We start from the raw sequence: 20,160 nt of genomic DNA, 5'->3' as shown, positions 1-20,160 counted from the left end.
GCGCCTGCAAATTAAAACTGTCCTTTCCGCTTGAATAAGTAAAAACTGATCAATAGAAATATGACGAGCATCAGTAAGTTGCTGTAGTCTAGCCGTGCAAAGGAATCATTCTCAGATAAGATATTCATTACCGCATTATAGGCACCTGTATAAGGGATAAAATCCGAAAAACTTTTCTGTGCGACAAGCACGGAAAAGACCAACATAAACATGCCTACTCCAATTGGGTAGATAAAACTTCTGAACAATAGGCTCAGGGCAAGCTGAATCATAGCGATAGCTGAGAGCGTAATAAAAAGTTTCAAAAACGTATAAAAGATTACGACCCTAAAATCATAATTCTGAAACCCCAGTACGGGGTAAATCAGACTGAGCAGATAACCACTGATCAGAAATGCAGCGTAAGCAAAGAGTATTGAAAACAGTAAGGTCAACAGGATAAAGACGGCTTTGGAAAAGAAAATATTCGATTTACTGATGGGTAGGGTAAAGAGTATTTTATAATTGTTATTCTTATACTCGACATCACAACAGGCATAGACGAATAAAGCAACAAGGATGGGATAGAGCAGGTAAAAAAACTGAAAAACATATCTGCCAAGCAGAAGTTTCCAAGGGTTAGGAACCGCCACTGCCCCTCCTGAATCTATAACATCATAAATAATATAACCGGCAATCGCAAAAACGAGCACCATAGGGACGATCAGTACCCCAAAAATCTCCCTATTGCGTAGGAGTTTGTACTTTTCCGACAAGAAAGCGGTATAGCATGTATTAGTCATTGACACGAGTGATTAGGTTTATAAAAATTTGTTCAAGATCAGCACTACGGGATTCCAATCCATAAATATCAATCTGCTTTTCGACCAAAGATTTGATCATAAGACCAAATTGCAGATCATCGCCGATAGTGACGGCAACGCTTTCTCCATCGGTTTTAACACCAGAAAACCCGTTATTTCGCAAAACCGAAGCCGTTGCTTCGGGGCTGGCTGTACGTAGGTACACCTCCCGGTCAACCTGTCCCAGCAACTCCGGTTTGGTTCCCTGGAAAATCATTTTCCCACCTTCAATGATACCAATGTGTGTCGCTATTTTTTCAAGCTCACTCAAAATATGACTCGAAAGAAAGATCGTTTTTCCCTGTTCGTTGAGATGACAAAACAAATTGCGCATTTCGACAATTCCCTGTGGATCGAGACCATTTAATGGTTCGTCCAGGATAAGCAACTGCGGATCATGAAAAATCGCCATCGCTATTCCCAGCCGCTGTTTCATCCCCATGGACAGGGCACTGGCTTTTTTCTTCTTTTCCCGATGAAGATCTACCATTTCCAATACTTCATCAATGCGTTTGTTGCCTTTTTTGTGGATGATATCCAAGTACTTTAAATTTTCAAAAACGGTCAATTTAGTATAATAGCATGGGGCCTCAATCAAGTTTCCAACATTGGCATAAACACCTGTGGGATGTGCCTTTAGACTATTTCCCTGAATAAAAATCGTATCTGCCTGATCCTCCAAAAGACCTAAAAGCAATTTGATTGTTGTGGATTTTCCCGCCCCGTTTCGGCCGAGATATCCATAAATACTCCTGTTTGGGACGTGTAGGCTAATATTGTCCAAGATTGTTTTTGCGCCTATTTTAAAGCTAAGTTGTTGTGTTAAGATACTTTCCATGCTGTTAGCGGTAAATTGGATCTTTATTGATATCGATATAGAAAATGCCATCGATAAACTCGTGCCATTTTCTTTCTTCATCAATCCCCTGATTAATGACTGAACTAAAACGTTGTTTTAACATGCTATTGTTGGGCAACTGACGAAGATCCAAAAAGAAATAGGGTAATTTAGTGGCATGAAATACATTTTCCACGGCCAACTTACCCACTCTATCGACAACACGGCCAGTTTTATCATATCTTCCATAGGAAGTAAAATCCAGACTATACGCTTGAGCGCCGTATTTACGCTTTAGATAAGTCCCGAGGGGCCGATAATCTTTATTGTATGGCGCAGAAAAGCTATGGACATTGGCACACCAGACGATAATCTTTTTGCCGGCGTAAAGCGAATCGATCTGATAGGTTAGATTTTCCGCCATCAGTGAATCTCTAAAATGCATGCTCTGCATCGACCCAGTTTTATAGCGCCAAGATTTGTCAAAGTTGTGCTTCATATCAGACAGATATCGGCTATAGATCAGATGCTCCGAGTCTTTTACGCCGCTGAGGATCCTACGGTTCAACTCATCCAGTTCTGCCAGGAACTGTTTTTTTTCGTTCGCATTGAGCCGTTTACTGGCAAAAGGTTCATAAGTTAGATACTCCAGCCTGTTGCTATTTTTTTTCAATAACGGATATTTGGTCGAATCTATCCCGTTTTTAAGCAGGAAATCTTCCAATAATTTTACGCGTATATTTGATAAGCCCCTGCCTGAAAATTGGATATCAAATCCGCCGAGGATCATTGGACGCTCTGTTGATTTTGTTTTTTTATAATACGTTAAGAGGGGCTGATTTTCCTGATTTTGCCACCAGAAGTCGAATAGTCCAGTACCACCGATCGTTTTTTCCTGCGACTTATCCATCAGGGTATCCATCTGTGCATTCATCATCCACATATCATACTGCCCTGCCTCATATAAAACAACATCATAATCCAGCTGTTCGTGGAGATAACGAATGATCCTGGCTTTCGCTTTAAAAGTTTCGCCATCATTGTGCATCATTTCGCCCAACATCAGGATTCTATTGTTTTTTAGCATAGCATCAAAAAAACTTAAATCCGAAAAATTACTATCGGTCATTAAGATACTTTTGACGTCTTGTTTATGACGATTTACTTCGTTCAATACTATCGTAGCGTTGGCTACGGGCATTTCATCATAAACAAGTTTATTAAACGATAAGATTAAGATAATCGTTACCGCAAGTGCGCATAGAACACTTCTCATTTATCTCAGTTTATATAATTCATAATTGATCTATCTACTGCGTATTACGCTAAAGTAGGACGTATTTTAATATATGATGATCATTTTTTCTTTTTCCATAAAAAATTACACAAAAAAAATTAGAAATATAACATGACAATAAAAAGGCGGTTAAGTGAGTATAACACTTAACCGCCTTGCTTGCTTGCTTGCTTGCTTGCTTGCTTGCTTGCTTGCTTGCTTGCTTGCTTGCTTGCTTGCTTGCTTGCTTGCTTCGTAAAAAATATAGCAGGAGAAAATTAATACCCTACATTTTGCTTCAACGTTCCTTTGCTATTATCGATGACAGCTTGTGGAATTGGCCACAATTCATTTTTTCCAGCTTTGAACGATCTATTTTCAGAGAAAAAACGATCAGTTAACGAAGTATAGGTAACCTTGCCTGTTTTAGGATCCACCGTACCTTTGGACAGCGCGCCATTTACAGGACCATTCATTACGTCTTTGGCTATTCCCCAACGAATAATATCAAAGCGACGACGTCCTTCTCCGGCGAATTCTACACGCAGCTCACGACGTACCAATTCACGCAGTTTGCTCTGGCCACTGTATACGGCTTTGTCTACTTTTGGCATCTTAGCGCGCTGGCGAACTAGATCGATATTATCATATACGGTATTATCGATAATCCCCAATTCAATCTTTGCTTCCGCATTTAACAAAAGCATTTCGGCATAACGCATCACAATAATGTTGGTACCTACGTTCCAAATGTTCGCATAACTGCTCGGATTTTGGATATATTTTTTATAGTTGTAAGCTGTGCTGGATGCATTATCTGGACCAGATGGATAATCTTCCGATTTCGGATTTAATGGATCGAAATATTTACCATTGTACAGTGCTCCTGGGTAAACAATTGTTGCGCCCAGGCGTGGATCTCTTTTTTCATATGGACTGGCAGGGTCATAAGATTTTGACTCGCCAATAGTCTGTCCATCGGCAGTTTCGTAAGCATCTACCAGACTCTGTGTTGGTACAATAGACCCCCATCCCCCCATTGAATTGGGCAGCATAATACCAAGTGAAGTATATCCTTGAATATTTACCAAATATTCGATATTCATCATGACCTCACTGTTATTTTCATTTGCCTCTTCAAATAAGGTCGCATAATCATCGAATAATTTATAATTAGCCGAAGAAATGATCTCCTGTGTTGTATTGATGACATCCTGGTATTTCTTCTCAAAAGCATAACAGCGCGCCAATAAACCAAGGGCAGCACCTTTGGACATACGGCCGCCACCCTTAGCAAACGACAAATCTGCAGCAGCTTCTTTCAATTCTTTTTCCACAAATTCCAATACTTGCTTTTGCGTATTTGCAGGCACAAACGAATTTTCTGTCGTCAAAGTTTTCGTAATGATAGGCACTCCCCCAAATAAGGTCGCCAAATCAAAATACTTGTATGCTCGTATAACGCGTACCTCGGCGGTCAGCCGCTTCTTCTTTTCAGCATTAACCGGTGATTTTTCAATATTTTCAAGGATGTAATTGGCTCGACGGATATGCTCGTACGTATAGCGGGCCTCTGCATTTCCAGCGTTTGTCGGTGTTGCGGTGCCATTTCCTAAAGCCTGGAATCCTTCCCAAGGGAAATCACTATTGGAGTTATCCGAAGTACAGTCCATGTAAAAGATCTGTGTACCGTCTTCCCAAGCAGATCCTTCGGCCAGCTTACCGTCGCTTCCCCTTGTACCGCTGTACAAACCTGTTACAGCAAAATCGGTTTCTGCTTCCGTTTTCCAAAAATTATCGGCATTATATGCATCCAACGGTTCCTGATCGAGTTTTTGACAAGAGAACAATAAGGTGGCTACGCTCAATGCAATCGTTATATTTCTAAGTTTCATGATTTTCAATTAAAAGTTTACGTTAAGACCAAACACATTTGTTTTCACTTGTGGGTAGTAATTACCTCTAGAATCCGCTGGAGCCTCCGGATCAAATCCTTTAGCAAAACCAGTAAAAGTCAAGAGGTTTTGCCCACTATAGTATACCTTGGCCCCTTTAATACCGATTCTATCCGTAAACGTTTTTGGTAAGGTATAACCGAAGGTAATGTTCTTCAAGCGGACATAACTTGCATTCTGTATCCAAAAATCGGAAGGAGTGCCTGAAGGACTATTTTGTGACCAACTGGTCAATGCCCTCGGCATCGATCCATTTGGATTGGTCTCTGCATTGAAACGATCTGCAAAAATGGTTGTCGGTTTATCAGATCCCGAGATCCCGCCAATGGCTTCACCCCAAAGATAGCCCTGTACTTTAGCGGCCCCCTGGAAGAATAGGCTCAGATCAAAGTTTTTATAACTCATATTGGACGTCAGACCAAAGATGAATTTCGGATCAGGCGAACCTAGATATACACGGTCATTTCCATCGATTTTTTTATCGCCATTCTGATCTTTATAGATAATATCACCAGCACCTACAGTTCCATTTACGCCTTGAATGCCACTGTTTTTATATTCTTCATCCGAACGATAGATTCCTGCTGTTTCGTAGCCATAAAACGAACGGATTGGTCGGCCCTCCTCATAGATATAGAAAGTTCCATTGACCTGTGGTTCGTCGCTCGCCCATTTTTTAATCTGGTTGTTGATATAAGAACCGTTTGCGGCAATGCTATATTTGAAATCTCCGATACTATTTTGATAATTTACTTGTAGCTCTACCCCATTATTTTGTACTTTCCCTGCATTTTGGTAAGGTGCTGGAAGACCATATAAGTTCGATACAGGCAGTTTTAACAATACCCCATCCGTTTTACGGTCAAAGTATTCAAATACAAAGCCTAGATTATTTTTGAAGTTCAGGTCCAAACCAATGTTGGTGCTTGTCGTTGACTCCCATTTTAATATTGGGTTTGCCGATTCTACGATGGCTCCACCGGAACTGATCTCACCACCAAAAGAATAGTTATAACCAGGAGAAATGGTAAATAAGCCTGGATAATAAGCGTCTGAAGAAGGATATGAATTGTCTGATGTTGCCGCTAATTGTTGGTTTCCTAGTTTACCCCAACCGCCCCTTAATTTCAATTCTGAGATTACATCAGACAACGAGGATTCTTTAAAGAAATCTTCCTGAGAAATACGCCATCCTGCTGAGAAAGACGGGAATGTACTCCAACGATTGCTTCCCAAGAATCGCGATGTTCCATCACGTCTCACATTGGCTTCCAATAGGTACTTATCCGCAAATGCATAATTGATACGACCGAAGAAAGAGCGTAATATTAGCTTTTTGGCTCCCCCATCGACTTTCATTCCGTCTTTGCTGCCCAAATTCAGTTCTGAAAAATCATTATTTAAGAAACCTTGTGCATAAGCACTGGAGTAATCCGCACGGAATGTTTCATCCATAAAACCACCTAAAACATTGATCTGATGGTCACCAATCTTTTTGTCATAGGTCAACAAGGTTTGAAAAGTCAATCGTTCAGATTGAAAGTTGTAAACAGTCAGATTATTCACCCCTTGCTTAGGTCCCAAATCACCGTTCGGTGCATAGTATTGGATGTCTTTGACGAATTTGGAAGACATATTGTCGATCGGTTGAAAGCCAACAACTTGTTTGATCTTCAATCCATCCATAATCTTAAATTCACCGGAGAAATTGACCTGCGTATGTTTATTGATCATATTGTCCTTTGCCTCCAGATCCATCCAAGCGATTGGGTTACCGTCGCTACCACGACCATACACACCATTGCTATATTTGTATGGAATAAAACTAGGAATACGATTTACCTGTCTAAAGATCTGTGCCATGTCACCTGTATAAGGGTTTACGGGTTCGGTAATACGTTGATAGTTATACGCCAGCCCTAAATCAAATCGAAGCCTGGAAGACACTTTTGCCCCCACATTTGTGCGTAAATTATACCGGTCCGAACTCGCTACTTTAATAACACCTTTCTGCCCTAGATAGCCTCCGGAAGCCATATACTGCACATCTTCTGTTCCTCCTGTAACCTGCAAATTATGCGATTGCTGGAAACCTGACCCTTTATACAACAACCCTAACCAATCTGTATTGGGATGACCGTCCGGATCAGATCCATTTTTGAAAAGTTCTAGATCCTGCTGGGAGAAACGCTGCGTCTTCCCTTCATTTTTAAGAGCCTCGTTTAAGATGACAGCATGGTCATAAGAGTTCATATATTCCGGTAGACGTGTTGGATCCTGAATACCGGCATAGCCTGTATAATTCAATTGCGGCTTGCCACTACCGCCCTTTTTCGTCGTAATCAAGATAACGCCGTTTGCAGCCTTAGATCCATAAATTGCTGCACTAGGTCCATCCTTCAGTACCGAAACACTTTCAATATCGTTGGGGTTAATGTTATTCATCGAGCTTTCTATTCCATCGACAATAACAAGCGGATTTGCATTATTGATAGTACCTAGGCCACGGATTCGGATCGTACCGTTGTCTTTACCGGGCTGTCCTGAATTTTGAGTAATTGTTACACCCGAAAATTTACCCTGGATCGCTGAGGATACATTTGTAACGGGACGGTCCTGTAGATCCTTTGACGTGATCGCCTGTACAGCACCAGTTAGATTTACTTTCTTTTGTTTAGCGAATCCCACAACGACCACTTCCTCCAAAGCCTCATTATTACTTTCCAGCTGAATTGATAGGGTCGTTCCTGTAACTGTCACTTCTTTGGTTTTGTAGCCAACGCTGCTAACAAGCAAAATATCTCCCGCTTTAGCTCGAATTGCAAATGTTCCCTTTGCATCTGTCGATGTCGATACCGATGTCCCTTTGACCGAAACAGTCGCAGCCGCAAGAGGACCATCTTCTGCGGTTACTTTCCCGGTAACTTGGTTCTGAGCGGCCTCTTTTGCTGTATGTTTAAATGCAATCGGCATTTCTTCGGCCCACAAATTTTGCGAAGACGCAACAAGAAGAGCAATAGCAAGCAGGCTTACCTTTTGGTTACTTGTAAATTTTGAAATCATAATTAAATAGTTAGTAAAATTGAGTCTGTCAGTTTAGTATTAGAGTGACTGGTTCAGTACGTTAAATTAGAGGGATATTTTATGGGAACAAAACAATGGTGTCACGAAATCGATTGCGCAAATAACGCAATCGATTGTCTTTTATTTATTGAAATTCACTTTGTCACTTTTTTAGTATAAAAAACAATGCAACCGGCTGCATCCAAGCTGAAACGCTGTTGTTATATTAAAAACAAATACTTATATGTTCCATTAATACTTTATTAATGGACTATTAATTGGGTTAATTGTAAATAGCTAATGGAAAACAACTATCTATAACAAAAGCGCTGTTGATCGATGATCAACAGCGCTTTTTACTTTTTTACTTTCTGGCGTGATTATGCTGGTAAGCAAGCTATGTTAGTTTCCCCAATTTCGATTTGCTCTATCCCCCATCACAAATTCCAATGTGCCACCTTTCAGCACGTCGGCATGGGTCAGCTGTGGAACGTTCAGCGGCTGCCCATTTAATTTCGCCGATTGAATGTATTTGTTTTTTGCAGATGCATTCTTGCCGATAATTACAAAAGACTTGCCATTAGGAAGCTGCATGCTCACTTTCTGGAAAAATGGAGAGCCGATGCTGTAGGAAGTCAGACCTGGTGTTACAGGATAGAAGCCCATTTGGGAAAAGACCACAAAAGCTGACATCCCTCCACCGTCTTCATCGCCCGGTACCCCCATAAGATCGTTTCTAAACCACTCACCGATCAGTTTATGTATCCGTTTCTGTGTCATCCAAGGTTGTCCGGCGTAATTGTAGAGATAAGGAATATGCAAAGCCGGCTCGTTCGCCATGGAAAATTGTCCAACATTACCTGTATGATCGGGAAGCTGCGCATAAAAATCAAATTTCGACCGACCCAAAGGTTGCTGAAACATCTCATCAAGGTATTTGACAAACAATTCATTTCCCCCCATCAATTTGATCAGATCCGGAATGTTGTGCTGTACATCCCAACGATATATCCAGGCATTGTTTTCACCATAATACTCCCGTGCTCCCTGTCCGCCAGAAAACACATAATCAAAAGGCATGATAAAATTTCCTTTGTCATCTTTGGGATGGAAAAATTTGGTCTGTTCGTTGAAAAGATTTCTATAATTGAAAGATTGCTTCATAAAGAGATCATAGTCAGCCTGGTTACCCAATTCTTGAGCAAGCTGTGCCAAGCACCATAAGTCGTAAGAGGTACCCAAGGTTACAGCGACAGGCTGTCTCCGTTCAAAACCGTTTACTTCTGGTATCGTTTCTTTCTCACCTGGATATAATGCTGGAATATAGCCTTTCTCCTTAAAAAATTCGTCTAATTTCCCTGCGGCTTTTCCCGACCAAGGAGCTAGCGTCTTTTCTGTAATCGCACCTTTTGCTGCCAGATAGGCTTTCTTGATGTCAAAATTACGCACGCCTTTGCGGTAAGCATCCAACAAAGTTGCTACACCATGATTGGAATTCATCCGTCTACTATCACCCGTAATCTCAGGGAAAGTAGGTAACCAAGGCTGCTCCATCTGTTCAGACATCCGGACAAAAGAATTGAGGATCAAGGATTCTGTGCCAGGCTCTAACAGTACCCGCAATGGATGATGTGCCCGGTAGGAGTCCCAGATCCAGTCATCGGTAAAAAAAGGTTTGCCCTCGTCCTGATGGACCTTACCGTCGAACGCACTATAATAACGGCCATCCTCAGAAATATTGACTGGCCTTTCGTAGGTGCGGTATAAGGAGGTATAAAACACATGTTTATTGGACTCATTGTCGCCTTCCACGGCAATTTTACCTAAAGCGTCGTTCCATATTTTACGGCCTTTTTCAGCCAGCTTCTTTTGATCAAAGTCGCTGATTTCACGCTTTAAATTGGCTTTTGCCTGTGCGACATCGATAAATGAAACACCATATTTCATGCGCAAGCTAGTCCCTGCCTGATTGAACTCCAATACCATACACGAATTCTTACCAACAGCTTCTGTTGCATTTTCAAGTTGTTGGCCTTGCAGTCGCTTTACCGCAACAGGTTTGGATTCGGGAATAGCATAAATATACACGTGCGTACCATTACCAATATCCTGTGTACCCGAAAGTCCCCGTCCATCCCATTGAAGTTTCCCTTCCTGTGAGTTGAACTGAAGGTATTTTGTCGAAGTTGTCGGAAACGTAAAGGTATACATCCCCGACTGATGCGACAGCGCATAGTCTACCTGAATATTCTCTTGATCCAATAGCACCGAATAGGCATACGGATGTATTTCCTCCTGATCGTAACTATACAGTTGTACCGGTTTCAAACTGCCCGGCAATTTCACCATGGGACTAAGATTGAAAGCCGATTTTCCACGATGGCTGGTAACGATAAGCGGCAGACCAAACAGACGGTCTGACGTATAGTCTCCCCGCTCAGGATAAACGCGCAAAAGGCTGTTTGGCAAGTGGACCGTTGGGTAGGTTGGCACCAATAAATGGCTGATGTTTCCCATATAAGGATTGACATAGTCAACATAATCTTTCGTCATTTTAGCTTGGGAAAAACCTTTTAGCATACTGACCGAAAGAAGAGAACAGCAACATATTGTGCGTAACAATGTATTGGTTTTACGTTTGATATTCTTCGTTAGCATTTTAAACAATTAAGTGTTCGATGGTTTAAGGGCGAAACAGTTGTTCCGCCCCTAAAGTTAATTTTTTTTGGCAACATATCGTCTTCGTGTCCATCGATTATTTGGGACCTGTCAATAAGCCAGTCTGCTTTACCTTCTTGATACTGCCATCCTTATTGTACTCCAAGCGGTCTACGCAGATGGAACGAAGCCAATCGTTGAATTCGCCATTTTTTTGTGACAATTCACTGTTATGGTAAAAAGCATACCATTTACCTTTGAACTGCAAGATAAATGTTGATTGATGTAGTGCGTAAAAAAAACGCTACGCTTTACGACTTAATTTGGATGTTGAACGATTATCCCTATATTCGACAAGCCAATCCCATAGGGAACTTGTGCGATTTAAACCAATTTATCAATAGCAGGACATCATGAACATCCTAAAACCTTATTTACTTATCCTTCTCCTACCATTTATTTATTTTGACAGCCTTGCACAGTCCGCAACGAAGAGTATCGATCTTTCCACCTATGGTGTTGTTCCCAACACGGGCACAAATAGTACGGCATTGGTCAATAAAGCTATTCAATCCATCTTCAGCAAGATTGGCAAGAAACAACCTATTATTTTAAAATTCAAAAAGGGACGTTATGACTTTCATCCAGAAGGGGCGCTAACCCGCGAATACTACATCTCCAATCACGATCAGGACAACCCCAAAACCGTAGGTATGGCATTTGAAAATTGCGACAACATCACAATTGATGGACAAGGATCAGACTTTATCTATCATGGACGCATGTTACCTATCGCATTGATCGAGAATAAAAACCTCACGTTGAAAAATATCCACATCGATTTTGAGCGCCCTCAGATCTGCCAGGTCAAGATTTTACAAAACGATACAATCAACGGTACAATTACTTATCAAACTGCACCTTGGGTAACCTATACGATCAAAGACAGCATATTTTACAATACCGGTGAAGGCTGGCAACTGAGACCGACATCGGGGATTGCCTTTGAAGAAAAGACCAAACGGATAGTCTATAATACAAGCGATATCCGCGTGGGCACAACCAAAGTGAAAGAGCTCTCTCAGGGTATTATTCAAGCGCAGCAATGGAAGAACAGCAAGCTTATACCGGGTACCGTCGTTGCCATGCGCGCGGGATTTCGTCCCAGTCCGGGCGTATTTGTCCATAAAGGAAAAAATATACGACTTGAAAATATCGCCGTCCATTACGCCGAAGGCATGGGTTTGCTAGCTCAATTAACGGACAACATCACATTGGAAGGTTTCCGAATTGCACTTCGCAGCGATCAGGATCCGCGTTATTTTACAGCTCAGGCCGACGCAACACATTTTTCGGGTTGCAAGGGTGTTATTGTATCGAAGAATGGACTGTATGAAAATATGATGGATGATGCCATCAATATCCATGGCACCTACCTGAAGATCACCAAACGACTAGACGACAAAACATTGATCGGTCGTTATATGCACGATCAATCCTACGGATTTGACTGGGGCTACCAGGGGGATACGGTCCAATTTATCCGATCCAGTACAATGGAACTCTGGGACCAGAAAAATAAGATCCAATCCATTAGCGTTTTACGCGAGAAAGCCTCAGATCCAATCCGCGAATTCATGATTACATTAAGTAATGCTTTGGACCCAGCTATTGACCCAACAAAAATGGATATTGGCATCGAAAACCTCACATGGACGCCACGTGTGCTATTTAGCGGGAATACCATACGCCACAATCGAGCACGAGGTGCTTTATTCAGCACGCCAAAAAAGACCCTGGTAGAAAACAACCGCTTTGATCATACTTCAGGTACAGCTATTCTCCTGTGTGGCGATGCCAATGGTTGGTACGAAACGGGTAGCTGCCACGATATTCAAATCCGGAACAATACTTTTATCAATGCCTTGACCAATATGTTCCAATTTACCAATGCGATTATATCGATCTATCCAGAAATTCCGGATTTAAAAAATCAGCAGAAATACTTCCATAGCCATATCGTCATCGAAGACAACCGCTTTGAAACCTTCGATAAGCCTATTCTTTACGCCAAATCAGTCAATGGATTGGTCTTTCGCAACAATCAAATCAAGACCAATAAGGAATATCCTGCATTTCATTGGAATAAAAAGCCCTTATTTTTTGAACGTGTCGCAAATAGCATTATTTCAAACAATACGGTAAATGGCAAACAAAGTGATTTAGAAACATTGGATCAATAACAAGTCCCGATATTTAAACTATAAACTGTCCCTATGTTATTTCGCAAAAACAATTCATCGTTCACCCTTGCGGTGTTATTCATGGGTATGTGTGTAGGAGGCCATGCGCAAACTGTCAACCGAACAAAAGTTAAGCAGAAGCACCAATCGGTATCCACAACAGAACGCCCCAATATTGTCGTGTTTTTTGTGGATGACCTCGGTTGGCAGGACATGTCCGAACCATTTTACAAGGTCAAAACACCGATCAACGAAAAGTTTCATACCCCCTATCTGGAAACATTGGCCAAAGAAGCCATTAAATTTACCAATGCGTATGCAACACCGGTGTGCACACCTTCCCGAGTGAGCTTTCTGACCGGTTTAAATGCTGCTCATCATCGTGTCACCAATTGGACCCATCCCAAGGCTGACACCCCGACCGATAGCAAAGATGAATTGTTGAATCCACCGGGTTGGAATATCAACGGACTAAGCCCTGTGCCCAATATACCACATACGATATATGCTACTCCATTTCCAAGCATCCTTAAGGCCAATGGTTACTATACCATTCATGTGGGCAAAGCACATTGGGGATCTGCCGGAACACCTGGTGCCAGCCCTTTAAATTTGGGTTTTATGGTCAATATTGCAGGACACTCCGCTGGGCACCCACAAAACTACTATGGCGAGCAGAATTACGGTAACCTTCCTGGTAAAGCAGGTTATCAGGCGGTTCCCGATCTTATGGAATATCATGGCACATCCACATTTCTAACGGAAGCCTTAACCCGGGAGGCGCTGAAGGCACTGGAGGAGCCGATACGCCGTAAGGAGCCTTTTTTCCTTAATTTTTCCAACTATGCGGTGCATGTCCCGATCCAACCCGATCCACGTTTTGTACAAAAATACCTCGACCGCGGCTTAGATTCCACTGAAGCAGCTTATGCTTCACTGGTCGAAGGTTATGACAAAAGTATGGGTGATATCGTTCAATTTCTTAAAGACAAAAACCTATACGATAACACCGTCATTATTTTCCTTAGCGACAATGGCGGACTAAGCCTCAGCCCAATGCGCACCGGACCAAGCCATACACAGAACCTACCATTAAAAGCTGGGAAAGGGTCGGTTTACGAAGGTGGAATCCGGATTCCTCTGTTGATCAAACAGGCCAAGCAGCACCCTGCAAGCACAGATGCTACCCCTGTTATGGTCGAAGATCTCTTTCCAACGATTCTCAGTTTAGCCAAAATAGATCACTATCAGCTCGTACAGGAAAAACCAGATGGAAAAAATCTTTTGCCCTTAATGGAAGGCAATAGGTCCGACAATTGGAACAGCCGGCCATTGGTATGGAATATCCCCAACAAGTGGACAGTGCCAGATGGCCCTGGAATCAACTTTTTCTCGGCAATAAGACAAGGAGATTATAAGTTGCTTTACGACATGAAAAATGGGAAGCTTGAACTTTACAACCTGCAGCAAGATATCGGTGAACTCAATAACCTTGCCCCAAAAATGAAAGGAAAAACCAGCGAGCTCAGCAAATTACTTTCTGATCAGCTCCGGACTTGGAAGGCTCAGTTGCCGACCTACAAAGCTACGGGACAGCAGATCCCCTATCCTGATCAAATTAAGCCGATGGATTAAGGGGTCTGCTTGGATGACTTATACAGCGAAGCCCCGATACAACGAAGCCCCGAAAGTACATATCGGGGCTTCGCTGGTTTATCCTCTCCCTCGAAGATACGATTTAGCAAAATCTGTTGCTATCCTGACAACTATCCTTTTTTTTCTTTTTTTGCAGATTCAATCAGTTCACGCATTTCTAATTTAATGAACATTAGGGGTCTTTTATTAATTTAAAATATTATTAAACCTTGACAATAAAAACCGAATTTTTTATGGCTCTGCAAGCATAAAACAAGATAAATTTCAGTACTCATCCAAAAACAAATGTACTTTTGACTATTTATTCGAAAAATTAAAAGTGAATTCTATTTTAATTTTATTCAACCTAATTTTGAGTTAATTACGGCTCAAAAACCAATTTCTTATGAATATAAGCCCAAATGATGATGTCAAATGTTTAATGAATTTCAAAAGATTAAACACAAAAAATAAAAAATACTTACAGATCTTGACCTTATTTAATAAAATCTGTAATATTGAAAAAAAGTTACATTCCTCAACCCTACCAATCTAAGGAATTCAACTTCACACTATCATATCATGAAAAACGATAAAGATCCAGCTCATAATGATGCAAGCTTGTTAGCTAGGCTCCGAGAAGGCGATTTAGAGGCTTTCAATATTTTGTATGATAAATATTGGTCTTTACTTTTAGATGAATCTTACAAAAGACTCGAAGATTTAGCTTCCTGTGAAGAGATTGTTCAGGATGTATTTATTGAACTTTGGGAACACTGTCCCAGTAGAGAGATTCACAACCTGAAATCCTACCTCATTGCATGCATGAAATACAAAGTCTTTGAAACCTATAAGAAAAACAAACGCAGAAATATCCTTATCGAAGAAAATCATCACCTTTATCGAAGTTATGAAATTCTGGAAGGAGATCAGTATGCCGAAAAGGATTTAAAATCTTTAATTGAACAATGGGTAGCCCATCTCCCACAAAAAAGAAAAGAAATCTTTAAAATGAGATACTTAGATGGACTTACCACAAAAGAAATTAGTGATTTGACAGAAACTTCCCAAAATACAGTTCAAAATCACCTCGGAGTATCAATTCAAAAATTAAAAAAACTTGTTATCCAACATTTTTTGACGCTACTCATAATTTTATACAACTGTAAATAAGTAAATTACAAATAAACACCAATTTAGACTAGTACATTTTTTCCTTTTAGGGGCACTATTTAAGTGAACATTGTACTAATCATATGCAATATCCTAACCAAGAGCTCGAAAAGCTAATTGACAAATACTTAAAAGGCGAAGCCAATTCGGAAGAAATGGACGTCGTGGAACGTTTTTTCGATTCATTTTCATCCCGACCGAATTTAATCAAAACACTACCCGATCATGTACAGAAAGCACTCAAAGCACGCATTCATGGCAGAATTATAAAGAAACTGACTCGGAGGAATCAGAAAACATTCAATTTCCCTAGAATTGCAGCAGCTGCAGCTATCCTCTGTATCGCTTTTACAGCTCTTTATCTTTACAAAATTGCGCAACCAAACAATCGAGAAATTACGCTAACAAACGGACAACAGCAGCGAATTGTTCTAGAAGATGGTACAAAAGTTACACTTAATGCTTCGAGCAAAATAATCTATCCCGCCTCATTCAAAGATTCCAGCACACGTGAAGTTACTTTGATTGGGGAAGCATTTTTCGATGTCGCCAAAAATCCATCCAAGCCCTTCCTTATTCATACACCAAGAATGGAAATTAGCGTACTGGGAACCGCTTTCAATGTGCGCGATTATGCCGAAGAAAATAATGCCCAAACAGCTTTGGTACGTGGCAAAGTATCCATCTGGAAAAAAGGAACTGACAATCAGAAATTTATATTAAAGCCCAAAGAAAAGTTTGTGATCAGAAAGGTATATGGAGTTGAAAAGGAATTCCCATCTACAACTACTAAAACCGCATCGGCTCCTATGGCAATAGCTATTCAGCCATTTTCCATCTCTGAAAAAGACGGATCCGCTTTAGAAACCGAATGGTTATTAAATCGGATTACCATTCAAGATGATAGATTACTGGATATCGCCTTAAAACTAGAACGCATGTATGGCGTGGAAATTAAAATTACAAACAAAGCAGTTGCTAACCAACGCTATTCAGCAACATTCGAAAACGAACAACTAGAAAATATCCTAAAAGCATTACAAACTGTCAATTACTTTCAAATTAAAAAAACGGGGAAAAATCAAATACAACTACTCTAAAAACAATCAACCTATATAACTCACATGAACAAAACAAAACCCAAATTTAGAAAAGAGTCGAGATTGGCTTTACTGCTCATTTGTCTTAGCGCCATGCATATACAGAGCTTCGCCTATTCTCAAACTGAAAAAATTGATGTCTCCGTCCAGGGAGGAAAACTCGAAGATGTATTTCAAACAATCAATGACAATAGCAAATACAAAATGTTCTTTAGCAAATCGACTCTCCCAAACTCGACAATCAATATTGTTGGAAAGAAAATCAGTGTAAAAGATCTGCTTTCCCAGTCTCTGGCCGGGAGCAACCTAACATGGGAAGTATTGGACAATGACATTATCGCTATAAAAGAAAAAAAAGAGAATCAGCAACACATTGCGGGCCAAGTAGTCAATGAAAATGGAACGCCTTTGGCAGGAGTATCTGTTATCATAAAGGACTGGCAAAAAGCAGAATACCGCAATATGCAAACGAGTACCGCAACGGATGTCAATGGACAATGGGGACTGCGTATTCCAAATGACGATGTCATTATTACTTTTTCTTTTATTGGTTATCAGAAGGTTGATATCACTGCAAAGCAGCTTATTGCCAATTCTACTCCTATTAAACTGAAACCGGAAGAAGGAAGCTTAGAAGAAGTGGTTGTTATTGGCTACGGTACGACAACACGTAGACTGAATACGGGATCAGTTGCTTCGATCACAGCGAAGGACATTACCTCTCAACCTGTAAGTAATCCCCTTGCCGCACTATCGGGAAGAATGTCCGGTGTATTGATCGCCCAAAACAATGGTGTGCCCGGAAGTGCTGTTCAGATTCAGATTAGGAATCAAGCGTCATTAAGTGGAACAACCTCTGGTTCAATACCGCTATACGTGGTTGATGGAGTTCCATTTACCAATTTTAACGGCGGACAACCTGCAACGGATAACCTCAATTCATTTGGTATCTCAGCTTCTTCAGGCGGCTTAAGTCCCTTCAGCATGATTAATCCAGCGGATATTGAACGTATCGATGTCTTGAAAGATGCCGACGCTACAGCGATCTATGGTAGCCGGGGCGCAAATGGTGTCGTATTGATCACCACAAAAAAAGGATCTGCAGGTCGTACTCGCATTGGTGTAAACTTTAACACCGGATTTACCGAGGTCAACCACTTTATCCCTATGTTGAATCTAGAACAATATCTCACGCTAAGAAAAGAGGCTTTTGCTAATGCTGGAGTTACACCTACAGCCGATAACGCTCCAGATCTTATGTTATGGGATCAGAACAAATCGACAGATTGGCAGAAAATGCTGATTGGAAACAAAGGACATATTACCGACGTTCAAGCGAATATGTCTGGTGGAAACGAATCTACCCGTTTTTTCTTTAATTCGGGATATAGACGCGAGAGTACTGTTTTTTATGGAGATAGCAAAAACAGTCGCTTTACCTCACGGTTAAACTTGGATCACACCTCTTCTGACAAAAAATTCAATGCCGCTTTATCAGTTAGCTATGCCAACGACAATTCCGATATGCCTTCCTCTGATGTCACATCTCTCTACAATTTGCCCCCCAATTATCCAATCTATGGTGACAATGGAAAATACTATTGGTTACCGTCATCAGCTTTTATTGACAACCCAATCGCCTTGCTCGAACGGAAATACTTTGGTAATACCAATAATCTGATCTCGAACGCCAATCTGAGTTACAAAATTCTACCTGGACTGACAGCAAAAGCAAATTTTGGCTATACCATCACACAGTTGAACCAAAATAATCAACGCCCAATTACTTCCTTAAATAACACCGTCTCCAACCCGCTTGGATCTTCCAGTTTCTCTAATACAAAGGCCGAAAATTGGATTATTGAACCGACATTGGATTATGTAAAAAGTATCGGCGAAGGTAAATTTACGGCATTAATTGGAACAAGTTTTCAGCAAAATTCATCCCGTTCACAGACAACCAATGGTTCTAATTATTCAAACGATGCACTTTTAGGTTCGCTCAGTGCCGCAGGATTATTCACTGCCAGCAATAACCTCGTATATTACAAATACAATGCACTATTCGGAAAAGTAAATTACGACTGGAAAGAGAAATATTTGTTTAATGGAACTTTTAGAAGAGATGGCTCATCTCGTTTTGGACCTAAAAACCGATTCGGAAATTTTGGAGCAATAGGGCTAGGATGGGTCTTTGGAAAAGAGGATTTTATACAAGATAATCTAACGTTTTTAAGTTTTGGTAAATTGAGAGCGAGCTATGGAACTACAGGTAATGATCAAATTTCAAATTACCTTTATCTTCCACTCTACTCTTCAACAACCGCATATCTGAATAATCCTTCCATGAATATTGGAACACTTCCAAATGAATATATCAAGTGGGAAACAACCAAAAAACTGGAGTTTGCTTTAGATCTAGGTTTCTTGAAAGATCGAATTTTGTTTACGGGAAACTTTTTCAGAAATCGTTCTTCTGACCAGATAACTGATTTAGTTTTAAGTACTCAAACGGGCTACAACAGTTACAAAGAAAACCTACCGGCATTGATCCAAAATACAGGCTTGGAATTGGAGTTGAATACCACCAATATTACAAATGAAAATTTTACATGGAAAACATCTGCTAATTTCACGTTTTATAAAAACAAACTTGTCGAATTTCCTGGAATTGAAAACACATTTTATTCAAGTAGCTTTCTAGTTGGTGAGCCGCTCAATATGGTCCGTTTGTATCACTATCAAGGTGTAGACCCCACAACAGGAAGAGCGTTATACGAAGACCGCAATGGCGATGGGGCTATAACGGGCGATGACCGATACGTTGCTAACTTAGGTACACCTTTCTATGGTGGATTTAACAATACTTTTTCCTACAAAGGCTTCGAGCTCGGCGTATTTTTTCAATTTAACCACCGCTTTGGAGTAACTAAAATCCTCAACACGAGACCGGGTGCTATGCTCAACCAAAATGATTACTGGTTGGACAGATGGACACCAAATAACAGCAATACCAATATCCCGGGAGCAATTATCCCGACAGTACCGGCATCTTCAGCTGATGGAGTTGCATTAAGCAACTCTTATAATCAATATACCAGCTCTGATGCTGTCTATGGGGATGCTTCCTATATTAAATTGAGGTCTGTCAATTTATCTTACAACCTGCCCAAAAGCTGGACTTCGAGATTAAAAATGTCTAATTGTAATGTATTTATGCAAGGGCAAAATCTCTTTACTTGGGCCAAGAACAAATATGTCCTGGATACCGAAACGACCGTGCAAGGCGGTCCATCTGGTTTAGGAACTGGAACGATTGCCCAGGTATTGCCTCCATTGCGGACGATTGTATTTGGATTTAACTGTCAATTTTAACA

The 20,160-nt window shown here is 40.8% G+C and carries 12 protein-coding genes; 5 read left to right on the top strand and 7 right to left on the bottom strand.

What is annotated here, in order from left to right; genetic code table 11:
* Window positions 1-11: 11 nt before the first annotated feature.
* The 7 genes from CBM24_RS06735 to CBM24_RS27215 form a co-directional block, all read right to left on the bottom strand.
* Complete coding sequence (locus tag CBM24_RS06735) at window positions 12-782, bottom strand: ABC transporter permease (protein ID WP_075991612.1); 771 nt, start codon at window positions 780-782, stop codon at window positions 12-14.
* A complete protein-coding gene (locus CBM24_RS06730) occupies window positions 775-1,680 on the bottom strand; it encodes an ABC transporter ATP-binding protein (RefSeq protein WP_157698394.1) in 906 nt (301 codons plus the stop codon). Before CBM24_RS06730 ends, CBM24_RS06735 begins: the two co-directional genes overlap by 8 nt.
* A 4-nt stretch (window positions 1,681-1,684) precedes the next feature.
* Window positions 1,685-2,956, bottom strand: a complete 1,272-nt coding sequence (locus CBM24_RS06725; RefSeq protein WP_088160620.1) for an erythromycin esterase family protein — start codon at window positions 2,954-2,956, stop codon at window positions 1,685-1,687.
* Window positions 2,957-3,234: 278 nt separating this feature from the next.
* On the bottom strand, window positions 3,235-4,851 hold the full coding sequence (locus CBM24_RS06720) for a RagB/SusD family nutrient uptake outer membrane protein (protein WP_070567424.1): 1,617 nt from the start codon (window positions 4,849-4,851) through the stop codon (window positions 3,235-3,237).
* Between the two features lie 9 nt (window positions 4,852-4,860).
* Window positions 4,861-7,974 carry a SusC/RagA family TonB-linked outer membrane protein gene (locus CBM24_RS06715; protein WP_088160619.1) on the bottom strand — a complete coding sequence of 1,038 codons (3,114 nt, stop codon included), beginning with the start codon at window positions 7,972-7,974 and terminating at the stop codon, window positions 4,861-4,863.
* Window positions 7,975-8,376: 402 nt separating this feature from the next.
* On the bottom strand, window positions 8,377-10,632 hold the full coding sequence (locus tag CBM24_RS06710; RefSeq protein WP_088160618.1) for a GH92 family glycosyl hydrolase: 2,256 nt from the start codon (window positions 10,630-10,632) through the stop codon (window positions 8,377-8,379).
* Between the two features lie 97 nt (window positions 10,633-10,729).
* On the bottom strand, window positions 10,730-10,900 hold the full coding sequence (locus CBM24_RS27215; RefSeq protein ID WP_157698393.1) for a hypothetical protein: 171 nt from the start codon (window positions 10,898-10,900) through the stop codon (window positions 10,730-10,732).
* Window positions 10,901-11,045: 145 nt separating this feature from the next.
* Here CBM24_RS27215 and CBM24_RS06705 point away from each other — a divergent pair, with 145 nt between their 5' ends.
* From CBM24_RS06705 to CBM24_RS06685, 5 genes are all read left to right on the top strand, one after another.
* On the top strand, window positions 11,046-12,875 hold the full coding sequence (locus CBM24_RS06705; protein WP_088160617.1) for a right-handed parallel beta-helix repeat-containing protein: 1,830 nt from the start codon (window positions 11,046-11,048) through the stop codon (window positions 12,873-12,875).
* Window positions 12,876-12,908: 33 nt separating this feature from the next.
* Complete coding sequence (locus tag CBM24_RS06700; protein ID WP_232475705.1) at window positions 12,909-14,510, top strand: sulfatase; 1,602 nt, start codon at window positions 12,909-12,911, stop codon at window positions 14,508-14,510.
* A 582-nt stretch (window positions 14,511-15,092) separates the two neighbouring features.
* Complete coding sequence (locus CBM24_RS06695; protein WP_075991593.1) at window positions 15,093-15,683, top strand: RNA polymerase sigma factor; 591 nt, start codon at window positions 15,093-15,095, stop codon at window positions 15,681-15,683.
* Between the two features lie 83 nt (window positions 15,684-15,766).
* Complete coding sequence (locus CBM24_RS06690; RefSeq protein WP_075991592.1) at window positions 15,767-16,783, top strand: FecR family protein; 1,017 nt, start codon at window positions 15,767-15,769, stop codon at window positions 16,781-16,783.
* Window positions 16,784-16,807: 24 nt separating this feature from the next.
* Window positions 16,808-20,158, top strand: coding sequence for a SusC/RagA family TonB-linked outer membrane protein (locus tag CBM24_RS06685; protein WP_088160616.1), 3,351 nt, complete (start codon window positions 16,808-16,810; stop codon window positions 20,156-20,158).
* Window positions 20,159-20,160: the final 2 nt, after the last annotated feature.

This window comes from Sphingobacterium sp. G1-14 (assembly GCF_002196555.1).
GTDB lineage: Bacteria > Bacteroidota > Bacteroidia > Sphingobacteriales > Sphingobacteriaceae > Sphingobacterium > Sphingobacterium siyangense.
This window is presented reverse-complemented; position numbering and strand designations above follow the sequence as displayed.